25 protein-coding genes are annotated in these 22,916 nt (G+C 32.3%); 10 read left to right on the forward strand and 15 right to left on the reverse strand.

Translation table 11 applies throughout. The features are described from left to right. Positions 1-210: 210 nt before the first annotated feature. Together ABJF52_RS19295 and ABJF52_RS19300 are read right to left on the reverse strand one after the other, a co-directional pair. Positions 211-1,020, reverse strand: a complete 810-nt coding sequence (locus tag ABJF52_RS19295) for a glycosyltransferase family 2 protein (RefSeq protein WP_348153866.1) — start codon at positions 1,018-1,020, stop codon at positions 211-213. 119 nt (positions 1,021-1,139) lie between these two features. After that, positions 1,140-3,035 carry a glycosyltransferase gene (locus ABJF52_RS19300; RefSeq protein WP_348153868.1) on the reverse strand — a complete coding sequence of 632 codons (1,896 nt, stop codon included), beginning with the start codon at positions 3,033-3,035 and terminating at the stop codon, positions 1,140-1,142. A 142-nt stretch (positions 3,036-3,177) separates the two neighbouring features. Between ABJF52_RS19300 and ABJF52_RS19305 the strand changes: the two genes are divergently transcribed. Both ABJF52_RS19305 and ABJF52_RS19310 read left to right on the forward strand, forming a co-directional pair. After that, a complete protein-coding gene (locus ABJF52_RS19305) occupies positions 3,178-3,840 on the forward strand; it encodes a class I SAM-dependent methyltransferase (protein ID WP_348153870.1) in 663 nt (220 codons plus the stop codon). A 95-nt stretch (positions 3,841-3,935) separates the two neighbouring features. Next, a complete protein-coding gene (locus ABJF52_RS19310) occupies positions 3,936-4,910 on the forward strand; it encodes a glycosyl transferase family 90 (protein WP_348153872.1) in 975 nt (324 codons plus the stop codon). A 40-nt stretch (positions 4,911-4,950) separates the two neighbouring features. Here ABJF52_RS19310 and ABJF52_RS19315 read toward each other — a convergent pair whose 3' ends face one another. Further along, positions 4,951-6,015 (reverse strand): glycosyltransferase family 9 protein, encoded by a 1,065-nt coding sequence (locus tag ABJF52_RS19315; RefSeq protein WP_348153874.1) that lies wholly within the window; start codon positions 6,013-6,015, stop codon positions 4,951-4,953. A gap of 17 nt (positions 6,016-6,032) precedes the next feature. Further along, entirely contained in the window at positions 6,033-6,848 is an 816-nt protein-coding gene (locus ABJF52_RS19320) for a 2,3,4,5-tetrahydropyridine-2,6-dicarboxylate N-succinyltransferase (protein WP_348153876.1), read from the reverse strand. Between the two features lie 227 nt (positions 6,849-7,075). Here ABJF52_RS19320 and ruvX point away from each other — a divergent pair, with 227 nt between their 5' ends. From ruvX to ABJF52_RS19335, 3 genes are all read left to right on the forward strand, one after another. After that, positions 7,076-7,486 (forward strand): Holliday junction resolvase RuvX, encoded by a 411-nt coding sequence (gene ruvX / locus ABJF52_RS19325; protein ID WP_348153933.1) that lies wholly within the window; start codon positions 7,076-7,078, stop codon positions 7,484-7,486. After that, positions 7,487-8,077: a peptide deformylase gene (def, locus tag ABJF52_RS19330; RefSeq protein ID WP_348153878.1), complete on the forward strand. Its 591-nt coding sequence runs from the start codon at positions 7,487-7,489 to the stop codon at positions 8,075-8,077. A gap of 76 nt (positions 8,078-8,153) precedes the next feature. Then, a complete protein-coding gene (locus ABJF52_RS19335; RefSeq protein ID WP_348153880.1) occupies positions 8,154-8,576 on the forward strand; it encodes a DUF5606 domain-containing protein in 423 nt (140 codons plus the stop codon). Between the two features lie 78 nt (positions 8,577-8,654). Here ABJF52_RS19335 and ABJF52_RS19340 read toward each other — a convergent pair whose 3' ends face one another. From ABJF52_RS19340 to ABJF52_RS19350, 3 genes are all read right to left on the reverse strand, one after another. Beyond that, the gene (locus ABJF52_RS19340) at positions 8,655-10,271 is read right to left on the reverse strand and encodes a family 20 glycosylhydrolase (protein ID WP_348153881.1); all 1,617 of its coding nucleotides are present in this window, start codon (positions 10,269-10,271) and stop codon (positions 8,655-8,657) included. Positions 10,272-10,302: 31 nt separating this feature from the next. Further along, positions 10,303-10,947, reverse strand: coding sequence for a GDSL-type esterase/lipase family protein (locus tag ABJF52_RS19345; RefSeq protein WP_348153883.1), 645 nt, complete (start codon positions 10,945-10,947; stop codon positions 10,303-10,305). Between the two features lie 85 nt (positions 10,948-11,032). Continuing rightward, the gene (locus ABJF52_RS19350; protein WP_348153884.1) at positions 11,033-11,758 is read right to left on the reverse strand and encodes an MIP/aquaporin family protein; all 726 of its coding nucleotides are present in this window, start codon (positions 11,756-11,758) and stop codon (positions 11,033-11,035) included. A gap of 284 nt (positions 11,759-12,042) precedes the next feature. Here ABJF52_RS19350 and ABJF52_RS19355 point away from each other — a divergent pair, with 284 nt between their 5' ends. Continuing rightward, complete coding sequence (locus tag ABJF52_RS19355; protein WP_348153886.1) at positions 12,043-12,375, forward strand: DUF2853 family protein; 333 nt, start codon at positions 12,043-12,045, stop codon at positions 12,373-12,375. Positions 12,376-12,445: 70 nt separating this feature from the next. Here the strand turns inward: ABJF52_RS19355 and ABJF52_RS19360 are convergent, their stop codons facing one another. From ABJF52_RS19360 to ABJF52_RS19380, 5 genes are all read right to left on the reverse strand, one after another. Continuing rightward, positions 12,446-12,904: a DUF1569 domain-containing protein gene (locus tag ABJF52_RS19360; RefSeq protein ID WP_348153888.1), complete on the reverse strand. Its 459-nt coding sequence runs from the start codon at positions 12,902-12,904 to the stop codon at positions 12,446-12,448. Between the two features lie 111 nt (positions 12,905-13,015). Continuing rightward, positions 13,016-13,903: an SMP-30/gluconolactonase/LRE family protein gene (locus ABJF52_RS19365; protein ID WP_348153890.1), complete on the reverse strand. Its 888-nt coding sequence runs from the start codon at positions 13,901-13,903 to the stop codon at positions 13,016-13,018. Between the two features lie 10 nt (positions 13,904-13,913). Then, positions 13,914-14,747, reverse strand: a complete 834-nt coding sequence (locus ABJF52_RS19370) for a sugar phosphate isomerase/epimerase (RefSeq protein WP_348153891.1) — start codon at positions 14,745-14,747, stop codon at positions 13,914-13,916. A gap of 7 nt (positions 14,748-14,754) precedes the next feature. After that, positions 14,755-15,726, reverse strand: a complete 972-nt coding sequence (locus ABJF52_RS19375; protein WP_348153893.1) for an aldo/keto reductase — start codon at positions 15,724-15,726, stop codon at positions 14,755-14,757. Positions 15,727-15,737: 11 nt separating this feature from the next. After that, positions 15,738-16,769 carry a DUF3500 domain-containing protein gene (locus ABJF52_RS19380; RefSeq protein WP_348153895.1) on the reverse strand — a complete coding sequence of 344 codons (1,032 nt, stop codon included), beginning with the start codon at positions 16,767-16,769 and terminating at the stop codon, positions 15,738-15,740. Positions 16,770-16,898: 129 nt separating this feature from the next. Here ABJF52_RS19380 and mazG point away from each other — a divergent pair, with 129 nt between their 5' ends. Further along, a complete protein-coding gene (mazG, locus tag ABJF52_RS19385) occupies positions 16,899-17,675 on the forward strand; it encodes a nucleoside triphosphate pyrophosphohydrolase (RefSeq protein ID WP_348153897.1) in 777 nt (258 codons plus the stop codon). A 3-nt stretch (positions 17,676-17,678) separates the two neighbouring features. Here mazG and ABJF52_RS19390 read toward each other — a convergent pair whose 3' ends face one another. Both ABJF52_RS19390 and ABJF52_RS19395 read right to left on the reverse strand, forming a co-directional pair. Continuing rightward, positions 17,679-18,074 (reverse strand): response regulator, encoded by a 396-nt coding sequence (locus ABJF52_RS19390; RefSeq protein ID WP_348153899.1) that lies wholly within the window; start codon positions 18,072-18,074, stop codon positions 17,679-17,681. A 9-nt stretch (positions 18,075-18,083) separates the two neighbouring features. Beyond that, positions 18,084-19,367 carry an ATP-binding protein gene (locus ABJF52_RS19395; RefSeq protein ID WP_348153900.1) on the reverse strand — a complete coding sequence of 428 codons (1,284 nt, stop codon included), beginning with the start codon at positions 19,365-19,367 and terminating at the stop codon, positions 18,084-18,086. Between the two features lie 223 nt (positions 19,368-19,590). Here ABJF52_RS19395 and ABJF52_RS19400 point away from each other — a divergent pair, with 223 nt between their 5' ends. Genes ABJF52_RS19400 through ABJF52_RS19410 form a run of 3 tightly spaced genes read left to right on the forward strand, consistent with a single transcriptional unit; the run spans position 19,591 to position 21,819 of the window. Continuing rightward, entirely contained in the window at positions 19,591-20,961 is a 1,371-nt protein-coding gene (locus tag ABJF52_RS19400) for an MATE family efflux transporter (RefSeq protein ID WP_348153934.1), read from the forward strand. Positions 20,962-21,010: 49 nt separating this feature from the next. Further along, the gene (locus ABJF52_RS19405; RefSeq protein WP_348153901.1) at positions 21,011-21,238 is read left to right on the forward strand and encodes a hypothetical protein; all 228 of its coding nucleotides are present in this window, start codon (positions 21,011-21,013) and stop codon (positions 21,236-21,238) included. Between the two features lie 8 nt (positions 21,239-21,246). After that, positions 21,247-21,819, forward strand: a complete 573-nt coding sequence (locus ABJF52_RS19410) for a phosphatase PAP2 family protein (protein ID WP_348153903.1) — start codon at positions 21,247-21,249, stop codon at positions 21,817-21,819. 49 nt (positions 21,820-21,868) lie between these two features. Here the strand turns inward: ABJF52_RS19410 and meaB are convergent, their stop codons facing one another. Then, positions 21,869-22,915 (reverse strand): methylmalonyl Co-A mutase-associated GTPase MeaB, encoded by a 1,047-nt coding sequence (gene meaB, locus ABJF52_RS19415; RefSeq protein ID WP_348153905.1) that lies wholly within the window; start codon positions 22,913-22,915, stop codon positions 21,869-21,871. Between the last annotated feature and the right edge of the window lies 1 nt (position 22,916).

Consider the following 22,916-nt stretch of genomic DNA (forward strand, 5'->3'; position numbering starts at 1 on the left):
AGTTTTCTCAAGCAAATTCATTACACTTTTTAGTGTGTATTCTGATGAATTATAATTGATAATTATTATCGAAATTTCACAAGAGTTTTTAGGCATGTCGTAATAAAACTAATAGATATAGCGCTTTTTAAGCGACAAAGATACCTGAGTTTACTTAAAGAACATATACTCTGTATAGAAAATAGATGGAAGTTGTAAGGAATAAACGGATTAGACTTCTACATGTTTATAGTTGAACACTGGTGTTGGAGTTGCTTGTAATTTTCTCAACTCAATATAGCGCTCATTTTCACCAAGTGCAGCTAGATAGCTAACAATAAAACCTTTTTTAGTATCTAGAAAGCCAAGACGGATTAAAAAATGATAAGAGAATTTCCAGATTGGTTTTATTAACAAGCATAAGTAGGAAAATTGCTTATCATTTAAATAGTCTTCTTTAGCTTTAAATCTACCATAAGAAAGCATTTTACCCTTGTAGTCGTTATAATCCTTATAAGAGTAATGAATTAATTTTTCTTTAAAAATAGCGGTTTTACCTTCTACTTCAAGGGTTTCATGAACAATTCTACTTGTCGTAAATTTAACTTTAGATTTTTTGAATAATCTATAGTTTTTATCACTACGCCAAGCGCAAAAATTCAAGGGTTTATTCTTGAACATGAATTTTTTGTAGAACCAATATGCACTAGCAGTATTTTTAGAATAAAGTACATTTTCTATTTCTTTTCGTAATGGGTTAGTAACTATTTCATCGGCATCATTAAAAAGAATCCAGTCATATGAGGCCTGCGCGAGAGCAAAGGCTTTTTGATTGGTAAAATTTTCAAATGTCTTCTGAATTACCTTAACCCTCGGGTGGTTTACTAAATATTCGTAGGTTCCATCTGTACTGTAAGAATCGACGACTATTATTTCGTCTGCGAATAAAATTGATTCTATGCACTTTTCGATATATCCTATTTCGTTATAGGTAATAATAAGCGCTGTAAGATTTTTCCTATTTTTTTCAAATGAATGCATACGTATCTATAACTGTAAAAAGGATAAAAAATTATGTACTTATACTTTTTTGTAATCCTTTTTAAAATAATTCTAGTACTAATTGATATAGAAGAGACCTCGGAATTTGTAGTTATTAGCTACAGCTGTTTTTTTAATCTTTTTAGCTCTTTATATCGAGCATGAACACCATATGCGTTTAGATAACAGATAATTAGACCTTTTTTGCCATCTAAAATTCCTAATCGAAAAATATAATGGTACACAAATTTATAGAATGGTCTAAAAACAAAATGATAAATATTAGGAGAATAGCTTTTTGATGCTTCTTCTTGCGCTTTCATTTTACCATATTTAACCATCTTACTTTTATAATCATCATAATTTTTATAAGAATAATGAATAAGCTTATGATGGAGGTTATTAGATTCACCATTAACAATTAGCGTTTCGTGAACAATTCTATCTTGGGTGAAACGAGCTTTACTCTTTCTGAATAGGCGATAATTTTTATCTGTTTGCCAACCACTATACTGCAATACTTCATCTTCAAACATAAATGTTCTGTAGAAAAAATAGGCACTTGCTATTTTTTCTTTATTATTAATGGTATCTAAAATTTCGTGTTTTAGGTTATTGGTAACTCTTTCATCAGCATCCATAAATAACACCCAATCATTGTTGGCCTGTTCTAAAGCAAAAGATTTCTGATCTGTAAAATTTTTGAATGGTCGCTTTATCAGTTTTACATTTTTGTGCTTCTCAATACATTCAATAGTACCATCTGTACTAAATGAATCAACGATAATTATTTCATCAGCAAAGCTCAAGTTCTCTAGAACTTCGGCAATATGTTCAATTTCGTTATAAGTTATCATCACCGCAGAAAGTTTAGTCTTTTCCTTAACAACCAAGTTAGTATCGCCTATAACTTCTTTGTAAACATCATAAATATTATTAGCTACTAACTCGTCTGTAAACTTTTGTACAAATTTGTAGCCATTATCAATAATTTCATTCCGCAAGGGGATATCATTGAATAATAAATCAATTTTCTCCCGTAACATACCTTGGTCAAGAGGATTAATGTATAGCGATGAAGGTCCGCCGGCTTCCGGAAAGCAGCTGCCTTTAGAAGTGATTACTGGTGTTTTGCTAAAAAGTGCTTCTATAATAGGTATTCCAAAACCTTCACATATTGATGGATAACAAAAAACAGTTGCTAATTGATAAATTATAGCCAAGTCTACGACGGGTACATTTTTTAAAAATACAACCTGTTCTGTAAGATTGTGTTCTTTGATATAATCTCTAATTTTAGAAGCATATTTCTTTTCACCACCAACTAAGACCAAAGTGTACTTGCTATCTTTAATAGCTTTTACAATTGCCAGGGCATTTTTCCTTTCTTGTAATGTACCAACATTCAATATAAATTGAGATGGTAAATTGTATCTCTTAGCTACTTCTTTCTTTTGATTGGAACTATACTCCATTTTGTAAGCATCGTTGCAACCTTGGTAAACCACACTTATTTTATTAGAGTCTATTTTTAAATATTTTACGATATCGCGTTTCGTCTGCTCACTTATTGCAATAACTTTCTCAGCTGTTCTAGCAGCATGATTAAATTTTCTCTTGTAGACTAATCTATCAATCCAGAAATAATAATGTGGGTGACTTAAAAAAATAAGGTCATGAATGGTAACTATTGAGGCAATACCTCTTTCTTTTAACCCAACAGGAGTTTCACCTGACAGCCCGTGATAAATTTGAACATTATCATCTGCAATTTGGTCACTAACGGCTCCAAGTCGCCATAGGGATGAAAATGTTCTCCAAAATTTGCGATTTGGGTAGCGCACTAAAACACGATTAAGAATTTTAAGACGTTCTGTTTTTGATGGTTTGGTATTGTAAAGGATGAATTTGTCTACAGGGGTATATTTATGGAGTATTCTTATAACATCCCTACCATAATTACCAAGTCCGGTGTTGTTATGAAATATTCTTTTGGCATCAAAACCGACTCTCATACTTAAGATTTCCTTTTAAGAATCAAAGATAGTTATAAACTTTATTACACATATTTTAGCTGAATTTAGGATACACGGGTCCAATCAATTATTTTTAGCCAAGTTTAGTTTTTCTTCTAATCAACCTAAAAATTGTCAAAGCATGTATATTTTTCTTTGGATAGTAGCTATAGTCTTAATTGTATATGCTATGGTTAAATTTTTAAAATACAGACCATTAACACCCTTTATGCCTTATAAATATAACTTTGGTAAACGTAGAGTTACCTTTAGAAAGGTTCTGGATTTATTAGAAAAAACAAATGCTAAGATGATTGTTGAAACGGGAACTTCAAGAGCAGGTTTAAAAGGAGCGAAAGGTGATGGAGCAGCTACTATTGTATTTGGTAAGTGGGCAAAAGAGAATGGTGCTTTTATGCATTCTGTAGATATAAGTGAAGATTCGGTAAAAGGTTCACAAGCCGAAGTGGATGCTCAAGAATTAAATAATCATGTAACTGTTCATTTATCAGATTCTTTGTTATTCTTGAAAAATTTTAAAGAAAAAGTTGATTTTTTATACTTAGATAGTTACGATTATAGTAAAGACTTAGAAGTTCAAAGATTGAGTCAAGAACATCACTTAAAAGAATTTATGGCCATAGAAAACCAATTACATGAGAATACTATTGTGTTAATTGATGATTGCAGGTTGCCCAATGGTGGTAAGGGAAAAACGGTAATTGCTTACATGCTTAAAAACGATTGGAAAATTCTTATTGAGGCCTACCAAGTTTTATTGGTTAGAAAAGAATTTAAATTTTAAGAACTACATAATTCTATATTTAAAAAGGAGGGTTTAAAAGGAAATCATTTCTCGTGTTATTTATCGCATAGAACCTAAAAAATACTTTTATCATTATGATAAATAGATTGTTTTATAAGAATAAGAACAATAAAGTAGAATTTTATATTATTAATTATATACGGCAATTAATACCCGTAAAATTTCATCAAAAAAGGTTAGAAGGTAAGTTGAAATCAATAGAATCATTTAATAATGAAGAAATTAGGAGTATAAGATTTAGAGTAGAATATTATAATAAACTGGTAAATTCAATTGATTTATCTTCTACAACTCAGAAATTATCTGATCTAACTATAAAAAACAGTCTCAAAACTTATTATTTTGATTTATATGAATACAGTAGGTATTTCAATCAAATTTTAAAAGGACATTTTTTATTTGGAGATATTACACATATTCCTCAAGAACCAAGTTTCGTTAAAAGTAGACCCATTTTAGGTGATAACGCAAATTCAGTAGTTTTAAAACTCAATAAAGTACGGCATTTTTTATTTATTAAAAATGATAAACGATTCTCAGAAAAGAAAAACAAGTTAGTCTTTAGAGGTAGTGTATTAAAAGAACATCCGGGTAGAATTCGATTTTTAGAGAAATACTTTAACCATCCAATGTGCGATGTGGGTATGGCTAATGATAATGCACTTGATGCACAATGGTTGGTAGATAAAATGTCAATTGGAGAGCAACTGGAGTATAAGTTTATTTTATCACTAGAGGGAAATGATGTTGCCAGTAATCTAAAATGGATAATGTCTTCTAACTCCTTGGTTGTAATGCCAAAACCTAAATTTGAAACATGGTTTATGGAAGGGCTTTTAAAACCAGATTACCATTATGTATTACTAAAAGATGATTATTCTGATTTAGAAGAAAAATTAGAATACTATATTAATAATCCGGATGCTGCAAATTGTATTATTAAACAATCAAATGCATATGTTGCTCAATTTGAAAATAAAAAAATAGAAGATTTAATTTCTTTAATGGTTCTTGATAAATACTTCAAAAAAACAAATCAATATAATTGAAAGTATATCTTCTATTTTTTATCAACTAATTTATAAAAGACTATTTATACTTATTGGATAGAAAATTAATCAGCTTGTCTTGAAAATTTTCAGGCTTTAAGAGTTTGTAAAGCACTCTTGATTCTTTCTTGAGTTTCTTTTTGGGCATTTCATTTAACTCTTCTGAAAAGTAATCGGCAACATGTATGCTTAAATTTTTTTCATCAGCAAAAGTACTCCAGCCAATTTTATCAATCCAGGGAGCGAAAATAGAAAATGTTGGTACCCCCAATGCTTTAGCCATATTTGTACTACCACCTTCGTTACCAATATAGAAATCACAACAGTTTAACAGCGCAATAAATTTTCTTAGATTAGGTGCAAAAGTATCTAATGCAATTCGGTTCTTTGTTGATTCTTTACATAAATCATATACCATTTTAGCTTCATTTGCCTGCGATGGAATGTAATTAAATAAGAGGGTGGCATCCGTCTGATCTGCAATAAGATCAATTAGTTGCGCCATGTAATTTAAAGGGTAGGTCTTACTTTCACCACTACCCAAAACTCCTAACATAATTAGCGATTTGTTAATGTCAATTTTATGTAATCGCAAGAATTCTTGAGCTTCAATTATTTCCTTTTCATTAAGATAAATTTTAGGTCTTTTGGAGGCATCTAGGTTTTCTGAAATAATTGGGGAGAGTAGGGCTAAGCGATCATCAATAGTAGTAAAAGTGTTATCCGGTTGTCTAGTCTTTATGGGGATAAGATGGCTATAAATAAATTTGGAACGCCATTTTGGATAAGCAATTTTTATAGGTGCATTGGAAAAATACGAGATAAGATTGCTTTCAATTTTGCCGTATACATCAATGGTGACATCATAATTTTCACCTTTAATATTTTTTAGAAAAGCGTAGAACTCTCGCTTACAATTTTTATATGATTTTCTAAAAAGTACAATTTTATCTATATATGGATTTTGTTCCACTACTGCAGTGGTGTGCTCTTCAATTACATAATGTACTTCGGCTTGTGGAAGATGCTCTTTAATATGCTCGCACAGCAATGAACTGACTAAAACGTCACCAATCATTTTTTGCTGTACGAGCAATATTTTCATTAATCTAAAATAAGGTTTTACACCGCTACATCATACTCCCGCAAAGCGTCATTAAGGGATGTTTTTTTATTGGTGCTCTCTTTTCTAGTTCCGATAATTAAAGCACATGGGACTTGAAAGTCACCTGCTGGGAATTTTTTAGTATAGCTACCCGGAATAACTACAGATCTAGCTGGTACTCGTCCTTTCATTTCAACCGGTGAATCACCAGTAACATCAATAATTTTTGTCGAAGCTGTCAATACAACATTAGCGCCAAGAACAGCTTCACTTTCAACACGAACACCTTCTACCACAATACATCGACTGCCAATAAAAGCATTGTCCTCAATAATTACAGGAGCAGCTTGTAAGGGCTCTAAAACGCCACCAATGCCTACTCCACCACTAAGGTGAACATTTTTGCCAATTTGAGCACAACTACCCACAGTTGCCCAAGTATCTACCATAGTACCTTCATCAACATAGGCACCAATATTTACATAACTAGGCATTAATATTGTACCAGCAGAGATATACGCACCATGTCTTGCAACTGCATGAGGTACAACTCGAATCCCTTTTTCTTTATACCCACGTTTTAATGGAATTTTATCATGGTATTCAAAAATCCCCGCTTCAAGGGTTTCCATTTTTTGAATTGGAAAATATAGAACTACACCTTTTTTAACCCATTCGTTAATTTGCCATGCATTAGCGGTTGGTTCAGCACAGCGTAATTCACCAGCATCAAGGAGATTTATTACTTCTCTAATGGCATCTTGTGTTGCAGTTTCTTTTAAAAGCTCTCTGTTTTCCCAAGCTTTTTCTATTGTTTGTTGTAGTTCTGTCATTTTAAATTGAATTCCGTTATTTAATATTTCAACAGACTTTTAATATTTGTAAAATCTGCCAGTTCTTTCAACAAGTCATAAGAACATCATAAGATTTGTAAAGTATGATTGTTGAAGATGGCAAATATACACGCTCAATTATGATTTACTCAACCAAATTTATACATATAACATAATATGGGTTATTTTTGCTGAATATTTCAGTAGAACGCCATTATAAAAATTATTTGGGAAGAATTATAGCCTTAGATTACGGAAGAAAAAGAACTGGTATAGCTGTAACTGATGAATTGCAATTAATTGCATCTGGTTTAACAACGGTTTCCACAAAAGAACTGTTATCATTTATAGTCTCGTATAGTAGTGATGAGGTAGTGGAAAAAATTGTAATTGGCGAACCAAAACAAATGAATAATGAACCTTCAGAGTCAGAGAAGGATATTAAATCATTTATTGAAAAATTGATGGAAATATTACCCGAAATTCCAATCGAACGACAAGATGAACGGTTTACTTCAAAAATGGCAATGTCGTCTATGGTTGTTGGAGGAATGGGTAAAAAAAAGAGACAGAATAAAGCTCTTGTAGATGAAATTAGTGCAACCCTTATTTTGCAGGCATATTTAAATAGAAAGTAGATGATGTTACCTATTGTAGCTTATGGCGATCCAGTCTTGAAAAAAGAATGTAAAGAGATTGATGAAAATTATCCCAAATTGGATGAACTAATTGTAAACATGTGGGAGACCATGTACAATGCAAGTGGAGTGGGTTTAGCAGCACCGCAAATTGGATTGGCAATTCGCTTGTTTATTATAGACACTAGTGCTTTTGCTGATGACGATAGCCTTAGCAAAGAAGAGCAAAAGGAATTGTCCGACTTTAAGAAGGTTTTTATTAATGCGGTAATTGAAGAAGAATTTGGTAAAGATTTTACATTTAATGAAGGTTGTTTAAGTATACCGGATGTACGTGAAGATGTAACTCGAAAGGATACCATAACTATTTCTTATTTAGATGAGAATTTTAAAAAGAAGAAAGAAACTTTTGATGGCCTTCGTGCTAGAGTTATTCAACACGAATATGATCATATTGAAGGAATCCTTTTTACAGATAAATTGTCGTCACTAAAAAAACGCTTATTAAAGAAACGCTTGACTAATATTTCAAAGGGAAATATCAAGATTGATTATCGTATGAAATTTCCTGCGATGAAAAAAGGACGTTAAAAGTGTTTTTAATTTGCTATTTATATTACATATTTGCCTGCCTTTAAAAAATGGTGTGGCCCGAAATAATTAATAAATGAGTTTAGATAAAATATTATCAATTGCCGGTAAGTCCGGATTGTTTAAGTTGATTACGCAAACCCGTGCTGGTTTTGTTGCTGAGTCTTTAATAGATGGGAAAAGAATTACAGTAGGTCTTAGAAATAATGTTAGTGTACTTTCAGAGATAGCTATTTATACATTAGAAGAAGAGTTGCCTTTGCGCGAAGTATTTCTAAAAATACAGGTTAAAGAAAAAGGAGGAAAAACTGCAATTCCTCATAAATCTGATAAATTAAAATTAGAAGAATACTTTTTTGAAGTTTTACCAAATTACGACGAGGACCGTGTGTATTCTAGTGATATAAAAAAAGTAATTCAATGGTATAATATTCTTCATGAAAATGGAATAAGTGATTTCTCAGAAGCGGGTGAAGAAGAAGCTTCTGAACAAGAATAGCTTAAAATATAAAAGCAAAGAAGAAGCCTAACACTACTGTTAGGCTTTTTTTAGGCATATTTTATGTTGCTTAATTTTTTAATCCTTTTTAATTTCTTCAAAAGTGTTTTTACTTTTTTTCCAATCAATTAACGGAGAAGGATAATACTGTACATTCATGCGCTCTAGATATGGAGCTTGATTCGCCAGTCGTACTTTATAATTTTCCCAGTCACGGTTTTCTTCCGTAGACCAACTTAATTCAGAGTAGCCAATAGCTCTCGGAAAAGCTAAGTATTCAGCTTCACTAATATCGCTAATAGTTTCTGACCATAATGGTGCTTCAACTCCTAATATATTGTCTAAAGGAATTCCATCATAAGCTTCAGGAGACCATACATAAGCAGAATCTGTAGGAATATAGGCAGCCCAATGCAAACCAAATTTAGACTCTGTATCATATTCCATATCTAAATATGCTTTTTTAGCTGGTGACATTATTATTTTCATTCCTTTTTTAACAGCTATCTCAGCATTCTCTTTAGACCCCCAGTATTGAGCAACAGAAGTGGAATCTACATTAGCTGTAGCTAATTCATCCCAGCCAATTGGTATCTTGTTATGTTGCTTTACAATTTCCACGACTTTGTCCATAAAATAGATGTAATCATTTTTTTTGGTCACATGACTTTCATCACCACCAACATGAAAATAAGGACCTGGAGACAGTTCAGTAATTTCTCGAACCACATCATTAATAAATGCGTATACTGTATCTTTTCTTGTGTCAAAAGTACTGAAACCTACATGCATCCCTTCATATAATTTAGGAGTCTTCCCATTCCCATTTAAAAATGGATAAGATACCGAAGCAGCATTCGTATGGCCGGGCATATCAACCTCAGGAACAATAGTTATATAATGTTCAGCAGCATAGGCAACAATTTCTTTATAATCTTCCTGCGTATAGAATCCTCCACTTTCACCACCGACTTCTGTGCTACCGCCTATTTCTGTTAATTTGGGCCACGATTTAATTTCTATTCTCCAACCTTGATCATCGGTTAAGTGTATATGCAAAACATTATACTTGTAATAAGCTAAAAGATCAATATACTTTTTAACATCTTCAACACTAAAGAAATGACGTGCTACATCTAACATACTACCTCTATATCCGAAATTCGGGCTATCTAATATTTTTCCTGTAGGTATTGTCCATACAGGATAATCAGCTAAGGTGTCTGAACTAACTTCAGGTATAAGTTGTCTTAGTGTTTGAATACCTCTAAAGGCTCCTTCAGCTGAATTTGAATTAAGAATTACAGAATCGGAAGTAATATAAATTTGATAAGCTTCCGGTGTATCTAATTCTAGGCTATCACTTTGGTTAATGTAAATAACACCTTCTCTACCCGGAATTTCATCTACATTTACCTGAATATCAATATCGGTCTTTGCTTTTATTTTATCCGCTAAAAAATCACCTATTTCTTCAAAACCAGCAGCATTTTTTGAGGTATAAATTGCTGTAAACTCATCCAACGCAAATCCACCATTAGTTGGAATAATTTTTAAAGGTTTTGGAATTAAATTTTCGTTTTTCAAATTAGTTTCTGGAAAATTTAAAACACGTTTTTTCTTTTCTTGCGTGCAGGATATAAGCGTGAGTACAAATGCGAAGGTTAGTAATATTTTGATGATAAATGATTTCATAAAGCAAATTTTGGTTTAGATTATAAAGATGCTAAGGTATATAGTTTTTTATCACATTATACCATATATCATAGCCTTTTGCATTCATATGTAAGCCATCTTCGATAAAAATGTCTTGCATAACATTTCTATTATATATCATGGGAGTCCAAACATCGGCAAAATTTGTTAGAGGATCTTTAATACTGAGCTTTTTATATTTACGATTTAATTTTTTATAACGTCTTTTTAATTCCCAACGAGAAATACTCGGTTTTGCGGCAATTAAAATTACTTCAGTATCGCCATTTTTTTGTCTTATTTTTTCAATAATTTGGTTTGTTGTAGTGATAATATCTTTAGGCCTCTTTTTTGCTGAAATATCATTATCACCTTCATATATAAAAACTTTTTTTGGTTTAAAGTTTAATACCAGTTCATCTAAATTAGCAAGTAAATCGCTTGCATGTGAACCACCAAAACCAGAATTAACTATTTGGTTATTTGGAAATCTATTTTGAACATCTTTCCACATCCGAACACTTGAACTTCCAGTGAATACAATTGTTTCTTTATTCGCATCTAAAAGCGTATCATACTTTTTTTGAATAGCTTCGATACTTTCTGCAAAACGGTTTGGATCTTGTGCATTACAATAAAATCCTGTTAATAATAAAAGTGTAATTAAATGTTTCATGAAAATTAATTTGTGGTTTTATTTTTAAAGGTAGTAGTTTTTATAATAAGTATTAAAGATTGAATGTGCTAAGGTTACGACCTTTTTAGACCTCAATAGCCATAAAAACGATAGCGGCGAGAATACCTCCGCAAATTGGAGCTACTACAGGAATCCATGCATACCACCATGCACTTTTACCTTTATTTGCAATAGGTAAAATAGTATGCATAATTCTTGGTCCTAAATCACGCGCTGGATTAATGGCATATCCTGTGGTGCCGCCAAGACTCATGCCTATTGCTAGCACTAATAATGCTACAGGTAGTGCATCTAAAGAGCCTAGTTTAATATTCTCTTCCCCTAGGCTACCACCTGCAATGTAGAAAATAGCTAAAATAAAAGCGAAAGTTGCAATGAATTCACTTAAGAAGTTCCAAAATGTATTTTTTATGGCCGGAGTAGTGGCGAAAGTACTTAGTATTGCCCCTTGGTCCTCACTGGTTTCGTATTGTTTTTTATAACTTAACCATACTAATGTTGTTCCCGTCATAGCACCTAAAATTTGTGCGACTATATACCCCGGAGCTAAACTCCATGCAAATTTTCCAGCAGTAGCAAGTGCAATTGTTACGGCCGGATTTAAATGAGCCCCGCTTGCATCGGCTGCAACAAATACGCCAACAAAAACGGCCATAGCCCAGCCAATAGTAATTCCTACCCAGCCAGCTGTATTTCCGAAGGTGTTTTTTAAATTGGCGTTCGCTACAATGCCATTGCCTAAAAGAATCAACAATGCAGTGCCAATGAATTCAAAAAGATAAGATGTCATAATTTTAGTTGGTTTAAGTTAAATGAGCAGTTTTAATAGTTTGATACTAATTATTTAAGGTATTTTAAATGATGGGAAGTCCCTAAATAAAATCTAGAAACTTACAAATCTCAAGATACCTATATTTTAGTTAAATCATTGTGAAATACAATGCTAACGACAAAAATATCAGATTAGGCAAGTGCTTTTTGTGTAATAATTGTATAACTTAGAGGGGATAATGGAAGGTGTTTTTTATACTTTCTTTATTTAAAAACTCGATTAACATTAAAAAATCAATTACAATGAGTGATTTAAGTGAAAAGTTAGCAAAATTAAAGGCTACTGCGGTAAGTCAATTAAGCGAATGTGGTGTTTCAAGTATCGATAATGATACATTAGATGGCTATGTAAATAGTCTAAAATCGATGGTGAATAACAAAGATGCCACATTAGTTTCTGGTTCTGATGAATCTGAACTTGAAACGGTTCGTAGAAATTTTGTTGAGAAAAAACTAGGGGTGACCGACAAAGACAAAGCTATGAATGCAATTAAAAATGTTGCAGATAAAATGTCTGGTATTCGTATGAAAAGTCGTCCTGCATTTTACTATTTGTTAAAAGAAGAATTAGGGTAGTCATTTTAAGATTATGCTTATTAAAAAAACCGTCTATTTCTGATAGACGGTTTTTTTATGGAGACTAATGCTATACTCCGAATTGCGTTAAATGATGTTCTAAATGTTTTGAAAAAAGGGTATTCCATTGTTCGTCAGTTAAGCTTCCAAATGCAGGGTTATTACGACCGTTATAATATTTTGGGCCTAATTCTTTTGTTTTAATCAAATGGTCAACCAAACGTTTTTTTTCTACTTCAAAATCTTTTTCGGTAGTCATCTTAAAAATAGGGGAGGTAGGTGAATTTTTTTTATAAGGTTTATCCCCAACTACAATATTCTTAACAAATAGCTTGACCATTAATCGTGCAAACGCATTGGGTTTTGGATGCTTGTCGGTATATACAATTTCATAGGCAACATTGCAATGAGCCATCATTTGAGCGACACTCATTTTACCCCATAGTCCTTTTGTTTCTGATGTTAAATTATTGATACGTTCAATAGTTTGTTGGGTCTCATTTTCGTCAAATAGGTTTTTCCAGTTCATGATTATTTTAGTTTAATTCAGTATTTAATAAATCATTAATCACTATAATGACGTATACCATGGAATATTTAGGACATTATTTAGATTTATTTTAAAATCAACTGTTAAATCCTATTTGGTTATTCCATTTACCGCCATTTCCAAAGTGTAAATAGAATCCATTGCAGTAATGAATAAAATATTCTGATTTGGTCCACCAAAGGTTACATTCGCGGTCCATTTTTCTGGCACTTCAATTTGTTTAATTTGCTTACCATTTTTATCAAAAATAGTAACTCCATCACCTGTCATATATACATTTCCTAAATTGTCTATGGTCATTCCATCAGAACCTAATTCAGCAAATAATTGCCTGTTGTTTAAACTACCATCTTCATTAACAGCAAAAGCATACGTTTTTTTATCACCTATATCAGCAATATATAATGTTTTGCCATCAGCAGAGCCAATTATGCCATTTGGCATTACAAAATCTTCTGCAACAATTTTAATTTCGTGGCTTGTAGGAGTTACATAATAAACTCTACGCGCATTTATTTCTGGTTCAGTATAATCCCACCATGGTCGTTTATAAAAAGGATCTGTAAAATAAATTCCTCCATTAGCAGCTATCCATACATCATTTGGACCACCTAATTTCTTACCTTCATAATTATCTACTAAAACAGTTACATTTTTATTGGCATCAATTTTCCATAATTCATTTTTGTTATCTGCACATGAAATTAAATTTTGATCTGCATCGAAGTAAAGTCCGTTTGATCGCCCAGATGGTTTCATCCAATCCGAAACGGTATTATCGGTAGCACTCCATTTTACAATTCTATCATTCGGTTGGTCTGTAAAATAAACATCTCCATTTTTTGCTACCGCCGGTCCTTCAGTAAAGGTAAATTCTTCCGAAACCAAAATTAATTTTGCTCCATCGGCAACAATATTTTGAGCTTTACAGGAAACAAAAAAAGTAGCCATAATAGCAAAAAGATATATCTGTTTCATTTTATTGTTTTTATAGATTTGCCAAGTACGTCATGTTATCTTGCATGCTCTCAAAAGGCGTACTTGTATATTCCTCTTGCTCGATAAAAATATGTTTCACACCCGAAGCTTTTTTATGGCGTAACATTTTTTTAATATCCAATCCACCTTTGCCAAATTCGGTGCTTTCTTCTTTAGTCATATTCATATCTTTTAAATGCCATAGTGGAAAACGGCCTGGATACTTTTTAAAATAATCTAAAGGATTTTTTTTAGCTACAACTACCCATCCTAAATCTAATTCCATATGCACTAAATCTGGGTCGGTATTATCCATAAGAACATCATAAAGAACTTTTCCGTTTTTCGATTCAAATTCATATTCATGATTGTGATAGCCGAATTTTAATCCTAATTTTTTGCATTTTTCACCAGCTTTATTAAAGGCTTCAGCAACTTTTTTATAGTTGTCAATAGTTTGACCTTTACTAGGAAGTGAGGAGCAAATTAAATAGGGTTGTCCTGAGGCTACAGCTTCTTCCATAGTTTTTTGAAAATTATTATCTAAAGCTACATGGCCGCTCTTTAAGCTCATACCTAAGTCTTCACATGCTTTTTTCATATCCCTAGGAGACAATCCGTAATAATGTCCTTTTGGGCTACGAGCCGATTCAATTTCTTCAATTCCGATGGAAGCTATTTGCTTTAGTGTAGCAAGAGCATCTTTGGCCATTGCATCTCTAAAAGTGTATAGTTGAACTCCATATTTCTCAGTGGTATCTGATGTAAATCCACAAGAAGGAAGTATAAGTGCACTTGCCGATGCTAAACTAGTTTGTTTTAAAAAGTTTCTACGTGTTGTCATTTTAATTTTATTGTGACCATGATGTTGGAACTCGATCCCAACGGTGCGATTTTAATGTATTATATAAATTTTCATTTAAGCCCTGTCCATCGCTGGTTGCAGTATTTGCTAAAACATTTTTCTCTTTACGCATTCCTGGAATAATAGTACCTACATTTTTATTCATAATAATAAAACGCAATGCCATTTCAGCCATGGTCATATTCTCAGGAATTAGCGGCCTTAGTTTATCTGCATGTTCTACACTTGAAATTAAATTTTCAGGCACAAAATAAGTACCTCGCCAATCGCCTTCAGGCCACTTACTATCTTTTGAGATGTTTCCGGTTAAAGTGCCTTCATCAAAAGGAACACGGGCTATAGTTGCAATGTCCATTTGTTCACATAACGGAAAAAGTTCATCTTCCGGTGCTTGGTCAAATATGTTATATATAACCTGTACCGCATCAATCAATCCTGTTTTTAATGCCTTAATACCATTAGTAGGTTCCCATCTATTTACACTAATGCCTATAGCCGAAATTTTACCAGAAGCTTTTAAGTCTTCAATGGCTCTTTGCCATTCTTCGCGGTCGCTCCACCCATCATCCCAGGTATGAAATTGCATTAAATCAATTTGTTCTAAATTTAAATTCTTTAATGTTTTTTCGGTATACTCTACCACATGAGAAGTAGGGTATGAATTGTCAAAGGAATATTCTGGTTTTGCCGGCCATTGAAAATTTTTGGGTGGAATTTTGCTCGCTGTGTATATTTTTTGATTTGGGTGTCTTTTTACTAACTGACCCAATAATTCCTCACTATGTCCTTCACCATATCCCCAAGCAGTATCAAAAAAGTTAACCCCATTTTCAACAGCCAAATCTAGTGATTTTGCAGATTGTGCATCGTCAGATTCTGTCCATCCGGCCATTCCCCACATTCCGTAACCAATTTCACTCACTTGCCAATTTGTTCTTCCGAACCTTCTATATTTCATATAATTTAATTCTATTTTTTATGATGACCTTCTTCGTAATGTTTTTGTAAAGTGTCCTCTCCATAATCGTTGGTTGGATCTCGAACAACGGTATGCACATGATTAGCATCTGTTTGTGTATTGTCATATTCGATAATTAAAACAGGGCCTTGTATACACCAATAGTTTGGCGTGCCTGGAACCAAGCTTCCGGCCCAAGAGAAAGATAGTTTATCAATACCGGCATTTTTTATTTTCTCACGATATGCTTCAGAAAATTTCTTCTCGTAATTGTTCATATATAAATCGAGCAATTCGTTGAAAGTTTCTTTTTGCGTGGTCGTTAATTCATTGAAGAAAATTCCTTTTTGCTCAAAATTTTCAACTTTTCTAATTGTGGTAGTTATTATTTCTTCTGGAGCAATATCCGCAAATTTTGCTTTTTTTAATTGTTCGGAAGAGAGAGAGTTTACCAATTTAAAACTCAAGGAAGTTTCTTTTTTTAGGACTTCTTTATCTTTGTGTCCTGTTATTTTAATTACCCCGGGATTGGCACCAAAGAATATGGGCGTAGCCGAAGATATTTTGCCATCCGAAGATGTGAAATTCAAGGATAGGTGATGTCCTTCAAATTTCCAACCCCAAGGGTTTTCTGAAGCCGGATCACCAAAAATTAAGAAATGATAATTTAATGGATCCCTTCGTGGCCTGCCATCTGGCATTAAATCATTATCATCATCTTCAATTACACGAAGAACTTTTTCTAAAGACATTATATCTTTCGATTTTCGAAAACCTTCTTCACCAAGCGAAGATTTAAGTAAATCAATTGCAGCCGATTTTTGTATTTCATTAAAATCATGAAAACGTGGCCCTTTTCTAGAAATTGGAATATATTTCATGTTAAATCGCTCTTCATCATCCAATGAAAATATGGCTTTAGCCTTTAAATCTTCACTTAGTGAAGCGATAAAAATATTTGCTTTTTCGTTTAAGTTTTGGGCCTTGCAATTTAGATGAATAAAAAAAAGCGCAAAAAATACTGTTGTTAGTTTTGTTTTCATTAGTTGATTATGGTTTGTTAGGTCTCTTCTAACATGAAATTAATTTTCATTTTAGAACGACTTCTAAAGTACTAAATATTAAGCATACCGTCTGTATCTGTCTTTGTACTTTTGCGGAAACACCTTTCAATGAATAATAGAAAAGAACAGTTAGCTGCGTTTGATCGATTGTTAACAATAATGGATGAGCTAAGAGAACAATGCCCATGGGATAAAAAACAGACCATGCAAAGTTTACGACATTTAACAATAGAAGAGACCTACGAATTGGGAGATGCAATTTTGGATGAAGATTTAGAGGAAGTTAAGAAGGAACTAGGTGACGTTTTATTACACATTGTTTTTTATGCCAAAATTGGATCAGAAACTAATGATTTTGATATAGCAGATGTTGCCAATAATATTTGTGAAAAATTAATAAACAGACACCCACATATTTATGGTGATGTGAAGGTTGAAAATGAAGAAGATGTAAAACGAAATTGGGAACAGCTAAAACTAAAAGAAGGTAAGAAAAGTGTTTTGGAAGGTGTGCCCAATGGTCTGCCAGCATTGGTAAAAGCAAACAGAATACAAGATAAAGTTGCTGGTGTCGGTTTTGATTGGGAGAAACCAGAACAGGTATTTGAAAAATTGGAAGAAGAACTAAAGGAATTTACAGACGAAGTAAAATCAGAGAACTTAGATAAAATGGAAGCCGAGTTTGGCGATGTTATGTTTTCAATGGTAAATTATGCTCGCTTTTTAAAAATAAATCCTGAAAATGCTTTAGAGCGTACCAATAAAAAGTTTATGAAACGTTTTCAGTTTTTAGAATCTAAAGCAAAAGGATTAAATATGTCTTTAAGTGAAATGAGTTTAAAAGAAATGGATGTGTTTTGGGAAGAGTCTAAAAAGAATGATTAGTAATTAAGCCGCATTTTTTATTAACTGTTCTAGTACTTTTGGTGATATGGGTTTTGTAATATACTCCGTTATTTGAGGTATATCTTTTGCACGTTTTATATCGTTAGGGTTAACCGAAGAGGATACCATGTGTATAATAATGTCTTTCTTTATTTTAAGCTCAACAAAGGCCTCAATAAAATCAAAACCATCCATAATAGGCATATTAATATCAAGCAATATTAAATCCGGTAATGCGTCGGAGTTATCCGAATTATCTTTTATAAAATTTATAGCCTCTTCACCATCAGAAAAAGTGGAAATTTCTTGAGGTATAGCAATTTCTTTTAGAGCTCTTTTTATGGTATACAAGTGAATATCATCATCATCAATTATGCAAACGTTAAGGAGTTTTTTCATGTGCTAGTCTTAAATTATAATTGTAAATGTTGATCCTTTGTCAACTTCACTTTGTGCTGCTATGCTACCACCTAAGGTTTCAACTTTAATTTTAGTCATATAAAGTCCAATGCCGTTAGATTCCGGATGTCTGTGGAATGTTTTATTAAGTCCGAATAATTTATTTCCATGTCGTTTTAAGTCTATTCCCAAACCGTTATCCTCAAATGTAATTTTAGTTTTTTTCTTAAATGGTTCTGACTTAATAAAAATTTTCGGTATTCTATTATTGGCCCTAAATTTTATTGAATTACCAATTATATTGAGAAAAATACTTTCTAAATAAACGTTATTAAATTTAACAGTAGTAGCGGCACTAAAATCAGCTTTAATTGATGCCGAAGATTGAAAAATAGAATCTGATAAAAGAGCCATCGTATTTTCGAATACATCATTGAGAATTATGGTTTCAATTTTCACATCTTTATCATTCTTAATTTTTAAGAATTCTAATAAGTTGCCTAGAGTATTTGTTAAGTGATGAATTACAGTTTCAATTTTTATAAAAATAGTTTCTCTGTCTTGTAAACTATCCGATGAATTATAAATTTGAAGTAATGAGTTTAAGTTGCTTACCGGTGCTCTTAAGTTATGTGATGTAATAGCTGCGAATGATTCTAACTGTTTATTAGCTTTTTCTAAGGCTACATTTTTATGTTGTAATTTGGTTAAGAATGGAATTATAATTATAGTAAATTCAGCTATCAATATAACAACCGAAAACAATAAAAACCAAAATAGAATTTTTTTAGTCTTTAGGATTTTTTGCTCAGCAAGCCTTTGATATTCTGCTACAATAGCTTCCATATTAAATAAAAAAGGTGTTTTAAGTTTCGCGATGGTTCTTATTGAAAATTGCAAAATACTATCACTCTGGTTTTGTTGAAACAGAAGACTTGCCTCCGACATGTTTTCCAATTGATTAGAACTAATAAGAAAAAGAGAATCGAGCTTTTTACTGTTATTTAGTTCTGAATTACGCAGATACAATTTTTGATGTGCAACTTTCCATTCATCAGTTAATGCTCTTAAACTTTCAATGTTATAAGTTTTCTTGTCAGTTTTATGAGCTATAAAAAGTAGTTGATTTGCGATTTTCTGACTATACATACGTTGTCGCCCAGATAAGTTGATTAATTCTGCATCTGATTTTTGATCTTCTAATCTAATATTAAGAAGGTATTGGTCAGTAAAAATTAAAACTAAAACAGTGACAATAAATATGAGGTATATTAATCGTGAAGATTTTTTCAAAAGCTGTGTATTTGTTTAAAAAAAGGATGGTTTCTAAACACCAACAGAACACACATTAGGCAATAATTAAACATATAAGATTTGTTAGAGTTAATATGTAACATATTAAATATGTTGCAAAAATAACTTATTGGTCAGAAAAACCCTACTTATTTAATAAAAACTAGCTTTATTTCTATTCTTTTAACTGTCTTATATCAATTAACTTTGCCTTTCTAAATTAATTTTATTGCAACAGTATATTAAAGAATTCAGGTATAACCTAAAACTCGCTTCACCAGTTATTTTAGGGCTAATAGGACACACCTTGGTGCAATTTGCAGATAATGTAATGGTTGGGCAGTTAGGTACGGCAGAGCTAGCTGCCGTTTCTTTAGGAAGTAGTTTTGTTTTTATAGGAATGTCGTTTGGTATTGGATTTTCAACTGCTATTACCCCATTAGTAGCAGAAGCGGATAGTGCTGGTAAGAAAACAGATGCAAAAAGTGCATTTAAACATGGATTAATCCTGTGTACATTAATAGGTTTAACTCTTTTTGGGGTAATTATGTTATGTAAGCCAGTATTGTATTACATGAATCAGCCTACCGAGGTAGTAGCACTGGCAATGCCGTATTTAGATTTAGTAGCTCTATCACTTGTGCCCTTGGTGATATTTCAGGCATTTAAGCAATTTTCAGAGGGACTTTCACAAACAAAATACCCAATGTATGCAGCAGTTATTGCAAATGTCTTAAACATTTTACTGAACTATTTGTTGATTTTTGGCAACCTGGGATTTCCTCAAATGGGTATAATTGGGGCGGCAATTGGAACACTAGTTTCGCGAGTTGTTATGATTTTATTTATTTGGTTAATGCTAAAAAATAAAAATAAGTTTCACGATTATGTTACTGCCTTTAATTTTAAGAAAATTGAAAAGAAGGTGATGCGAAAAATCATTAGTTTAGGTTTCCCTTCTGCTTTACAAATGTTTTTTGAGGTGGTTATTTTCACTGCTGCTATATGGCTAACCGGCGTACTGGGTAAGAATCCGCAGGCTGCCAATCAAATTGCTTTGAATTTAACTAGTATGACATTTATGGTCGGTATGGGTTTAAGTGTAGCGGCAATGATTCGTGTTGGTAATCAAAAGGGATTACACAATTTTAAAGAATTACGACGAATTGCTTTTTCTATTTTTATTCTAACCTTATTGTTTGAAATAGTTTTTGCGATCCTATTTTTTATAGGTAGAAATTGGTTTCCAACTTTATATTTAGATGAAAAAGATTTAATAAATCTTGCTGATAATACGGAAGTTATTGCTTTAACCGCTCAATTAATGGTGATTGCCGCTTTTTATCAAATCTCAGATGGAATTCAGGTTGTTGTATTAGGTGCTTTACGTGGTCTGCAAGACGTGAAAATACCAACGTGGATTACCTTATTTGCATACTGGGTAATCGGTTTCCCGCTTTGTTATTATTTAGGATTACATACGGAACTTAAAAGTGTCGGTATATGGATTGGTTTGTTATTGGGGCTTACCGCTTCTGCCATTATGTTGTATATTCGGTTTAATTATTTAACCAAAAAATTAATTTCACAATAGCTTTGTTTATTTGTTACTCAGTAATAGTTATTAGTTAAAAATATTTTAAATGGATTTGCCAAAATATATCTTAGGTGATAATACAGATTATCCTGAAGCGATTTATATCATTCATACAGAATACCCACGATTTATTATTAATCTTGAGAATGATGAGGTTGAGTGGTTTGAAGAGTTCTCTAAGGAAGATGAAAATGATTTAAAAGAAGAAATGCAATCTTTGATTGATGGTGCAACTGCTTTTTACGATAGGGAAGTAGTTCGGTACGAAGATTAAATAGTTGTATGGAAACCATTCTTCAATTTGACAAAGATTTATTTCTTTTTCTGAATAATTTGGGAAATTCAAATTGGGATAATTTTTGGGTTTTTGTTACCAATAAATTAAATTCTATTCCCATTTATTTGGTGTTGTTATTTTTAACGTATCGTCAATTTGGAATAAAGAAAACCTTATTTGTTTTAGTGGCTGTAGCGTTAATGATTCTTTGCGTAGACCAGCTCGCCAATTTTTTTAAATACGGAATTAAACGGTTAAGACCTTGTTTTGATTCAGATGTGAATATGATTATGCGTCAAGTATTAGATTCCTGTCTACATAGAGGTCAGTTTGGTTATTTTTCGGCTCATGCGGCAAATTCTTTCGCGGTGGCAATTTTCTTTAGTTCTATATTAAAAACTAATAGGAAAGCTGTCGTAATTTTTATTTTAATTTGGGCTAGTCTTGTAGCTTATAGTAGAATTTATATAGGTGTACATTTTCCGTTAGATGTATTTACTGGAATATTTTTAGGTGCTTTATTTGGGTGGATTTTCTCAAAATTATTGCAAAGAATTTTTACAAAGAAATACGGATGAACATTTTGGCTACTTAAATTTTTAAGTAATCTGTAATACAATTAAAATTCTAATTTTCAGAATTCTTGCCTAGACTTAATAATTTCTGAGCAGCTTTAAAAGGTGAAGTATTACCCTTAGAGACTTCTTCTAGCTGTACAACTAGTTCTTTTTTTATTATTACGTTTTGATAAAAATCAGACAACAATCGATTTTCTATTGTTTGTAAAAGCCAATATTTATTTTGTTCGTTTCGTAATATTTTTAAATAGCCATTTTTACTATTTTCTTTCAGGTAGTAATCAATCATTTCCCATATTTCTTTAATTCCAGAATTTTCTAGAGCAGAGCAGGCAGCAACTTTAGCAGTCCATCCATTATTTTTTGGTGGATATAAATGTAATGCTCTGGTAAATTCCTTAACCGCCAAATTAGCTGCATTAATATTATCACCGTCTGCCTTGTTTATTACCACAGCATCGGCTAATTCTAGAATACCCCTTTTGATACCCTGAAGTTCATCACCAGCACCACTTAATTTTAGAACAAGAAAAAAATCAACCATACTGTGTACAGCAACTTCACTTTGCCCAACACCCACAGTTTCTATTAAAATAATATCGTAACCGGCGGCCTCACAAATAATAATGGCTTCTCTAGTTTTTTGTGCTACACCTCCCAGAGATTCGCCAGCGGGTGAAGGTCGTATAAATGCATTTGAATTTTGAGATAATTGCTGCATTCTGGTTTTGTCTCCCAAAATGCTTCCTTTATTTTTAATACTGGTAGGATCGATTGCTAAAACTGCGACTTTCTTTTTTACATCGGTTAGATTAATTCCTAAGGTTTCAATAAAGGTGCTTTTGCCCACACCTGGAACTCCAGTAATACCTATTCTAGTGCTTAAAATTTTTATGTTTAAACACCGTTCAATTAATTCTTGAGCGGCATCATAATGGTCCGGATTGTTACTTTCTACAAGCGTAATAGCTCTACCGAGCGAAGTTTTGTCATTCGATAGTAGTCCTTCAAATATTTCATCAACAGAAATTTCAACTTTTCGCTTTGCTTTAATTTCAGAAATTCTAGCATTACTTTTATTTCTTTTGGTACTCAAA

This window comes from Aurantibacter sp. (assembly GCF_039941195.1).
GTDB lineage: Bacteria > Bacteroidota > Bacteroidia > Flavobacteriales > Flavobacteriaceae > Aurantibacter_A.

Coding starts and splice junctions, on each gene's coding strand:
- ABJF52_RS19345 (WP_348153883.1), bottom strand. CDS start 10,947: ATGAAACATTTAATTACACTTTTATTATTAACAGGATTTTATTGTAAT.
- ABJF52_RS19360 (WP_348153888.1), bottom strand. CDS start 12,904: ATGAACTGGAAAAACCTATTTGACGAAAATGAGACCCAACAAACTATT.
- ABJF52_RS19365 (WP_348153890.1), bottom strand. CDS start 13,903: ATGAAACAGATATATCTTTTTGCTATTATGGCTACTTTTTTTGTTTCC.
- ABJF52_RS19370 (WP_348153891.1), bottom strand. CDS start 14,747: ATGACAACACGTAGAAACTTTTTAAAACAAACTAGTTTAGCATCGGCA.
- ABJF52_RS19315 (WP_348153874.1), bottom strand. CDS start 6,015: ATGAAAATATTGCTCGTACAGCAAAAAATGATTGGTGACGTTTTAGTC.
- ABJF52_RS19410 (WP_348153903.1), top strand. CDS start 21,247: ATGGAAACCATTCTTCAATTTGACAAAGATTTATTTCTTTTTCTGAAT.
- ABJF52_RS19355 (WP_348153886.1), top strand. CDS start 12,043: ATGAGTGATTTAAGTGAAAAGTTAGCAAAATTAAAGGCTACTGCGGTA.
- ABJF52_RS19350 (WP_348153884.1), bottom strand. CDS start 11,758: ATGACATCTTATCTTTTTGAATTCATTGGCACTGCATTGTTGATTCTT.
- ABJF52_RS19390 (WP_348153899.1), bottom strand. CDS start 18,074: ATGAAAAAACTCCTTAACGTTTGCATAATTGATGATGATGATATTCAC.
- ABJF52_RS19295 (WP_348153866.1), bottom strand. CDS start 1,020: ATGCATTCATTTGAAAAAAATAGGAAAAATCTTACAGCGCTTATTATT.
- ABJF52_RS19375 (WP_348153893.1), bottom strand. CDS start 15,726: ATGAAATATAGAAGGTTCGGAAGAACAAATTGGCAAGTGAGTGAAATT.
- ABJF52_RS19305 (WP_348153870.1), top strand. CDS start 3,178: ATGTATATTTTTCTTTGGATAGTAGCTATAGTCTTAATTGTATATGCT.
- ABJF52_RS19335 (WP_348153880.1), top strand. CDS start 8,154: ATGAGTTTAGATAAAATATTATCAATTGCCGGTAAGTCCGGATTGTTT.
- def (WP_348153878.1), top strand. CDS start 7,487: ATGATGTTACCTATTGTAGCTTATGGCGATCCAGTCTTGAAAAAAGAA.
- ABJF52_RS19405 (WP_348153901.1), top strand. CDS start 21,011: ATGGATTTGCCAAAATATATCTTAGGTGATAATACAGATTATCCTGAA.
- ABJF52_RS19320 (WP_348153876.1), bottom strand. CDS start 6,848: ATGACAGAACTACAACAAACAATAGAAAAAGCTTGGGAAAACAGAGAG.
- ABJF52_RS19380 (WP_348153895.1), bottom strand. CDS start 16,769: ATGAAAACAAAACTAACAACAGTATTTTTTGCGCTTTTTTTTATTCAT.
- mazG (WP_348153897.1), top strand. CDS start 16,899: ATGAATAATAGAAAAGAACAGTTAGCTGCGTTTGATCGATTGTTAACA.
- ABJF52_RS19300 (WP_348153868.1), bottom strand. CDS start 3,035: ATGAGAGTCGGTTTTGATGCCAAAAGAATATTTCATAACAACACCGGA.
- ABJF52_RS19310 (WP_348153872.1), top strand. CDS start 3,936: ATGATAAATAGATTGTTTTATAAGAATAAGAACAATAAAGTAGAATTT.
- ABJF52_RS19340 (WP_348153881.1), bottom strand. CDS start 10,271: ATGAAATCATTTATCATCAAAATATTACTAACCTTCGCATTTGTACTC.